The sequence below is a fragment of the Microbacterium sp. BF1 genome (assembly GCF_019279095.1).
GTDB lineage: Bacteria > Actinomycetota > Actinomycetes > Actinomycetales > Microbacteriaceae > Microbacterium > Microbacterium maritypicum.
Genome location: NZ_JAGYWT010000209.1, coordinates 1 through 4,177, shown reverse-complemented (window position 1 = coordinate 4,177; position 4,177 = coordinate 1). Strand labels below are relative to the sequence as shown.

Genomic DNA, 4,177 nt, shown 5'->3' with positions numbered 1-4,177 from the left:
GGTCGGCGCACAGGGCGTCGATGCGCTCATCATCGCGGAGCTCGCGTCCGGCGGTATCCCGGCCCCGCAGGATGCGCCCGATGCGCTGAGCGAGTCCGAGGGTGCCGGGGATCGCGCACTCGCGCACGACGTCGCCGCCGTACGCGTAGTCGATCATGGTCGCCCCTCCGCCCATCTCGACGGTGACGGCCCGCGCGATGCGCTCCGACCATCCGCCGTCGATCGGGCGGCTCACCACCTCATTGCCGTGATGGTCGACCAGCACGGTCGTGCCGGGTCCGTAACCGGCCAGGTGGAAGGTGACCATCTGCGCCTCGGGGAACGCCCGACCCATCGCATCGCCGTCGACCACCGGGAGGCCAGCGAGGGCCGCGGCCGCGATCGGGATCATCGAATTGCCGCCGCCGACCTCGATCGGCATCACCGCTGTCGCTTTGCGACCCACGGCGCGCTCGATAGCGTGCAGGGCCGCGAGCAGCTCGGACTCGGCCTGGATGCGCTCCACGCTCACGGAGGGGGCGCCGATCCCTCCGATCGGGATGACGAAGTCGTCATCGCTCAGGTCGTCGACGGCGATCAGCGGGACCGGCCCGTGCAGGCGGATGAGTCGCTTGGCGATCAGGGAGCCGACATGCGGGTCGCCGCCTCCTCCGGTGCCGAGCACGGCGGCACCGAGGGCGATCTCGTCGATGTCGGCTTCCGTGATCACAGGCGTCGTGACGACAGCGCTCATGCGCTCACCTCATCCGTGACGGGGGCCGACGCCGGCGTCACGCGACGACGCAGCGGCAGCAGCACGAGATACGCGACGAAGCCCACGAGGAGTCCGTCGAGAGCCGAGATCGACGTGAGGGTGAACCAGCCGAAGCCGGGGCCATCCGCCGGATTCGTCGTCGCGACGGCCACGACGATCCCGACCACCCAGGCCGCGATGGACCAGCCGTCGACCAGCGGCACGGTGGCGCCGTGCGCCCAGCGCGCCGTCTTTCGACCCGTGAAGAACGACGCCAGGTACACGCCGCCGTAGGGGGCGATGATCGTGCCGATGACGAGGATGAACTGCACGAAGTAGTCGGCAGCGCCGATCACCCCGACGATGATGCCGATGGCGCCGAGCACGATCGTGACGGTGCGACGGCTCAGCCGCTCGCTGATCGACGCGAACGAGAGTCCGGCCGAGTAGAGGTTGGTCGTGTTCGTGGTCCACTGCGCGAGGATCAGCACGATCACGGCGACACCGCCGAGGCCGAGCGCGAAGAAGATCGCCATCAGCTCGGTGCCGTCCATGATGCGGGCGAGCAGGATCGCGACGACCAGGATGATCGAGTTGCCGAAGAAGAACCCCACGAAACCGGCGATCATGGCCTGCTTCGGGGTCTTCGCCCACCGCGCCATGTCGGGGGCGAGCACGACCCCGAGGATGAAGATGCCCATGACGAGCGACACCGCCCCGCCGAAGGTGAAGGTCGCCTCGACCGGCGCCTGGAGACCCGCCGCACCGTTCACCGTGAAGGCGACGATGACGCCGACGACCAGCAGCAGAAGCAGCAGCGGCACCGCGAGGGTGCTGAGACGGTTGATGGAGCGGTAGCCCCAGAACGCGGTGATCGCCATGAGCACGCCGCCGATCGCGGTGAACACCTGCACCGGCACGTCGATGCCGGTGAACTCGGCGAACGCGATCTGCGCGTTCGCGCCGAAGAATCCGGCCTGCACGGCGTACCAGCCGACCAGACTCACGGCGATCGCCAGGGCGAGGATCGCGCCGCCGATGCGGCCGAACACGGCGCGGGAGATCATGGCGGTGGAGAGCCCGGTGGCGGCGCCGACGTAGGCGCAGGCCATCGCGAGCAGTCCGAGCAGCAGAGATCCGAGCATCGTCGCGCCGATCGCCGGCCAGAAGGCCATGCCGGAAGCGAGAGAGACGCCGAGGAACGCCCCGGAGAGGTCGATGCCGATCGCAATCCACACGGTGGCGATCGACAGCCAGCTCTTGCGCTGGTCCTGCGGCACGACGCCGTGCTCATAGTCGGTGGTGGTCATCATCTTTTCCTTGAGAAGTGGCCCTGCGAGTCGTCGGCGGGGATTCGGGTTCCCGGAATGCGGACGACTCGCAGGGCGGGTCGGGGGCGGCCTGTCTGTGCGGCCGGGTCGTGCGATGCCGGGTCGGAGTTCGTGGCTCCGTGCCGGCGAGGGGTGATGGTGTCCGCCGCATCGGTGCGGCGGGATTCATCGGGACAGGATCGTGGAGAGGTGTCGCCAGGCTTGATCGAAGCGCTCGCGGTAGATCTCGGGCGTGTAGTGGGTGAGCTGGAGGAAGAGGCCGTCCATGACCACGAACACCAGAGCCGTGAAGCCCTCGGCGTCACCGGCGGCGAAGGTGCCTGCCGCGACACCGTCTTCATAGGTCTGGCGCACGGCGGCCGCGAGGGTCGACTCCGAGTCGAGGAAGATCTGTCGCAGCTGCTCGCCACCGGGACCGTACTCGGTGACAGCGGCCCTGAGGCTGAACTCCGCGAGGTCGGGTCGGTCGCGGTAGTACGCCTCGATGCCCCCGAGGATGTGGTGCAGGCGTGCGAGCGGCTCCAACTCGGAGCTGTTCCTGAGGAGCTCGTCGAAGAACGCGGTGTGATCGACCGAGACCCCGGCGTACACCTCGGCGTACAGCGCCTCCTTGCTGGGGAAGTGCGCGTAGAGGGAGGGCGTCTTGATCCCGACGGCCTCGGCGATCTCGCGCAGGCTCGTCTCGGCGTACCCCTGGCGCGCGAAGATCGTGCGGGCCTCCGCGAGGATCGTTGCTCTGGTCATCATCTACCTAACGACTATTAGTTAGGCAGAGCGTAACCCCGCATCTCCCTGCGACGCAAGAGCCACGGGCACAGGACGTCACGACTACCGTGGAGGGCATGCGCATCCCCACCGCGATCCGCGCCTCCCAGCGCTCCCCGCTGCTGCAGGTCGTGAAGTCGGCCGCGGCGACGATCGCCGCGTGGCTGATCGCCGGATGGGTGTTCCCCGCGCAGCTGCCGGTCTTCGCCGCGATCGCCGCGCTGCTGGTGGTGCAGCCCAGCGTGAACCAGTCGCTGTCGAAGGCGCTCGAGCGCAGCATCGGAGTGATCGCCGGTGTCGTGATCGCCGTCGGACTGGGACTGCTGTTCGGCTCGCCGAGCTGGATCGTGCTGCTGGCGATCGTCGTGGCGATGCTGGTGGCGTGGATCTTCCGCGCCTCGCCGGGCACGGGCAACCAGGTGGCGATCTCGGCGATGCTGGTGCTGGCGCTGGGGTCGTCGAGTCCCGAGTACGCGTTCGCACGCATCGTGGAGACGCTGATCGGGGTCGCGATCGGCATCGTGGTGAACGCCCTGATCGTGCCTCCGGTTCTGGTGGCACCGGCTCGCCGAGATGTGGGACATATTCGACGTTGCGCCCCACGTCCCAGTGCGGCCAGACGGCATGCTGTTGGAACACCATCCCCAGCTGGCGCTGCTCCGGCGGTACGGCGACACCGGGACCGGCGATGACGCGGTCATCGAGCAGGATACGGCCCGCTGTGGGAGTCAAGAACCCGGCGATACTGCGCAGCAGCGTCGTCTTCCCGGATCCCGAAGGGCCGACGAGAGCGAGGAACTCCCCGTCCGCGACCTGCAGGTCGACGTCGGCGAGGCCGACGGCACCGGAGCGGTATCGCAGAGAGACGTGTTCGAGTGTGACGGAGGCCATGTGCACCCTTTCTGTTACTTCGTCTTCGGGATCGCGAACCCGATGACAGCGAGTCCGAGCACGGCCACGATGAGCGACCATGCGGCGGCGGTGCTGAACGCACCCGCCTGCTGAAAGCTGAAGATCGCGACGCCGAGGGTCTGCGCCCCTGGCGACAGCAGGAGCACCGACAGCGTGAGCTCGCGCACGGCGGTGACCGCGACGATCACCGCGCCGGAGAGCGCGGCCGGTGCCGCCATCCGACAGGAGATGTCGATCAGGGCGCGCACCCGTGTCGCGCCGCCGATCCGCGCCGCCTCTTCCGCACTGGTCGGTGTCGAGGAGAGCGGAGCGGCGACGGCCTGCACGACGAGCGCTGTGAACGAGGTGCCGTAGGCCGCGAGGATAAGCCACGGCGTGTTGAACAGCCCCAACGCGGGTGCGAGCACCAGCCATGCGACCGCGATGACGATGCCGG

At 68.6% G+C, this 4,177-nt stretch carries 5 protein-coding genes and 1 pseudogene; 1 reads left to right on the top strand and 5 read right to left on the bottom strand.

Going from position 1 to position 4,177, the window contains the following annotated elements:
* The 3 genes from KZA10_RS08845 to KZA10_RS08835 all read right to left on the bottom strand — a co-directional run.
* A partial coding sequence (locus KZA10_RS08845; protein WP_218682684.1) for a DUF917 domain-containing protein occupies nt 1-733 on the bottom strand: 733 nt, incomplete at its 3' end.
* Nucleotides 730-2,043, bottom strand: a complete 1,314-nt coding sequence (locus KZA10_RS08840; protein ID WP_256934627.1) for a cytosine permease — start codon at nt 2,041-2,043, stop codon at nt 730-732. The genes KZA10_RS08840 and KZA10_RS08845, both read right to left, overlap by 4 nt.
* Before the next feature lie 186 nt (nt 2,044-2,229).
* A complete protein-coding gene (locus KZA10_RS08835) occupies nt 2,230-2,808 on the bottom strand; it encodes a TetR/AcrR family transcriptional regulator (RefSeq protein ID WP_055869267.1) in 579 nt (192 codons plus the stop codon).
* A 98-nt stretch (nt 2,809-2,906) separates the two neighbouring features.
* On the opposite strand from KZA10_RS08835, the gene KZA10_RS08830 reads away from it, so the two are divergent.
* Nucleotides 2,907-3,521 (top strand): aromatic acid exporter family protein, encoded by a 615-nt coding sequence (locus KZA10_RS08830; protein WP_256934626.1) that lies wholly within the window; start codon nt 2,907-2,909, stop codon nt 3,519-3,521.
* Here the strand turns inward: KZA10_RS08830 and KZA10_RS08825 are convergent.
* Nucleotides 3,439-3,720, bottom strand: a pseudogene (locus tag KZA10_RS08825) (ATP-binding cassette domain-containing protein); the annotation flags it as partial. The gene KZA10_RS08830 and the pseudogene KZA10_RS08825 sit on opposite strands and share 83 nt — an antisense overlap.
* A 14-nt stretch (nt 3,721-3,734) precedes the next feature.
* Nucleotides 3,735-4,177 (bottom strand): ABC transporter permease subunit (locus tag KZA10_RS08820; RefSeq protein WP_218682682.1); only part of this gene is annotated, 443 nt, incomplete at its 5' end.